The sequence below is a fragment of the Methyloceanibacter marginalis genome, from assembly GCF_001723295.1.
In the GTDB taxonomy this organism is placed as follows: domain Bacteria; phylum Pseudomonadota; class Alphaproteobacteria; order Rhizobiales; family Methyloligellaceae; genus Methyloceanibacter; species Methyloceanibacter marginalis.
Genome location: NZ_LPWD01000168.1, coordinates 1 through 2482 on the forward strand (window position 1 = coordinate 1; position 2482 = coordinate 2482).

The 2482-nt window shown below is 60.7% G+C and carries 2 protein-coding genes and 1 pseudogene; all 3 read right to left on the minus strand.

Annotated elements, in window-relative coordinates; genetic code table 11:
- Positions 1-271, minus strand: a 271-nt coding sequence (locus tag AUC71_RS07020) for a hypothetical protein (RefSeq protein WP_204376662.1), incomplete at its 3' end; no start/stop codon positions are given.
- Positions 271-2103: a quinoprotein dehydrogenase-associated putative ABC transporter substrate-binding protein gene (locus AUC71_RS07025; RefSeq protein ID WP_069623696.1), complete on the minus strand. Its 1833-nt coding sequence runs from the start codon at positions 2101-2103 to the stop codon at positions 271-273. The genes AUC71_RS07020 and AUC71_RS07025, both read right to left, overlap by 1 nt.
- A gap of 163 nt (positions 2104-2266) precedes the next feature.
- Positions 2267-2482, minus strand: a pseudogene (locus AUC71_RS07030) (PQQ-dependent dehydrogenase, methanol/ethanol family); the annotation flags it as partial.

Consider the following 2482-nt stretch of genomic DNA (forward strand, 5'->3'; position numbering starts at 1 on the left):
CGTTGGCGAACCAGCCATAGCCTTTCATGCCGCGAATGACGCGAATCTTCTCATAGACCAGATTGAGATCTTCATTGAGCTTTGGGTCGTGGAAGACGAACACGCCGTCCGTCGAACGCTCCTTGATGATCTCCTCGGTCCTTTTCGTCACCGACTCGTCATTGAAGTCGGGATAGTCGGCCGCAAAGACGAGCGTGGCCGTAGTTAGACAGAAGGCCACGGCTATCGCCGCGGCCCCTGCCCGTCCCAGCACTTGCGAGAAGATTGTCATCACTGCTTCGCCGTGTCTCCGCTCTCCGCGTCCGAAGCCTGGGGCGGGACGGTTGCCCGTGAGAGGGACAACACCCGGATGGCCTGAGAGGCTTCCTTGTTGTTATTGAGATTGGCGACATCCTCGGCGGTCTCGCCCCGGGCATTCTTCACCGTCGGATCGGCGCCCGCATCCATCAGCAGACCGATCATCGGGGCGCTGTTGTTGGCCGCCGCGACCATCAATGCGGTCATGCCATTATTGGCCTGTGCGTCGACGTCCGCGCCTTTGTTGATCAAGGCTTTGGCGACGTCGGTCGGCCGCGTGCTGCCGGGTAGAAAGATCGAGCCTTCCGCCGGGCCGGTCTGCGCCGCGACGATCATCAGCGGCGTCAAGCCATCACTGCCGGAAGGCGTGCTCACATCGGCGCCACCTTCCATAAGCGCCATTGCCGCCTCGTATTTCTGCTCGGCAAGAGCCAGGGCCAATGGCCGAAAGCCGTCCTGGCCAGGCTCTTCGAGGTCAGCGCCATGATCGATCAGCGTCTTGATCGAGGGAATGTGGTCGCGCATCAGCGCGGCGGCGAGCGGCGTGATGCCGTTTCCGTCGTGCTTGTTGGGATCGGCCCCAAGCTCGACCAAAAGATCGATCGTCTTGTCGTGGCGCTGACGGGCCGCGCTGGTCAACGGCGTCCACCCTTGCAAGTCCCGCTTGTTGACGTCGGCGCCTTTGCCGACCAGGAACATGATGCGATCTTGGTCATTGGCGATCAGAGCGTTGCTCAGCTCCTGCTGCGGGTCCGCGCCTTCCGCCAGCCACCTTTCCAGCTTCTCTTGCGTGACGATCTGATCGGGCGAGGCCAGATCCGGACGTGCCTCGAATTTCTGGTCGGCGAGCTTGATGTAACTGCCATGGGCCGGCAGATCGCCAGGAACGGTGCACTTGCTGCACTGGACCAGCGGCACGCCGTACTCCTTCATGATCGCCTGGACCTCCTCGGCATTATCCTCGAGGGCCCAGTCGAGCAGGTATTTGAGGAAGACGTCCGTCGGACGCACGCCAATCGCGAGCTCGAACTCCATCTGCACGGTATCGTCGTCTAGATTGATCGGCTGGATCGTGACGGGCTCATTCTTCATGGTCTTCACCCAGCCGGCGAAGGGCCCGAACACGGCGGCCACATCAAGCTTTCCATCGAGCATTTTCTGAATCACGTACCAGGGCTGGTTCTCGGGCACGAGATCGCCGTCATGGGTCTGGAGCTGCAGTTCCACGTTTTCGAAGATGCCGCGTTTGGCGAGGGCCCGGCGAACACCCGAAGTCTGAAAGACTCCAATCTTGAGGTCCTTGAGCTTCGGATCGTCCAACCCGGTAAGTTCCAGCCCTTTGTCGCTCCGATAAACGAGCACGTAAGGGGTCTTGTAGATGGGCTCCGTGGTGAGAAGCCGGTCATAGGTCGACGGAACGTCGAACATCACGTCGCAATAATGCTCTTCGAAGGTCGAGCGCGTCAGCCCGCGTTCAATGAAGGGCTGCCAATGATATTTGATCTCGGCGCCGGTCGCGTCGGCGAGCAGCTTCGCCAGCTTGTTCTGGAAGCCTCTCTCTGCCATGTTCGAGAGGGGCATGTTGCCGGGATCGGCGCAGATATTGAGCGTCCTGAGCTTCTTGGCCTTGTAGGCGGCCTTGGCCGCGGCGCGGATCGCGATGTGCTCACTGGGGGTGAGCTCCTCATAGGTCTTGTTGAGGTCGCGCTTCACGTCCTTCTTCTCGGCCGCGGGGGCGGCCGCGATACCGAGGCTCAGAATGCCGACGGCCAGAGACGCGGTAAGGGAGAAATGGGGGAATGACACGGACTATCGCCTTATATGCAAGGCGGGCCGGGACGCTAGGACCGAAATCCCACCGGACTGACCCGCCGTGGGTGCCTAATCTTCTAGCGTTATATAGGAAAAAGGCGCCCGATGCCGCAAGGGCATCGGACGCCGTTAATCTACACGTTTCTGCTATCGACGATTACTCGTAGATGCGGAACACGTTCAGCTCACCACCCTGCGGGATATGCTGCAGGCCAGCGGCCTTGGTCATGGCGGTGGCACCGATGGCGCCAAACTTGTCGCTCAAATCCAGACCAGCGGTGACCGGAAGACCGATCCAGCCGCCGATGCCGGAGTAAACGCCGACATACTGCTTACCGCCCACCTTGTAGGTGATCGGGTTGCCGATGATGCC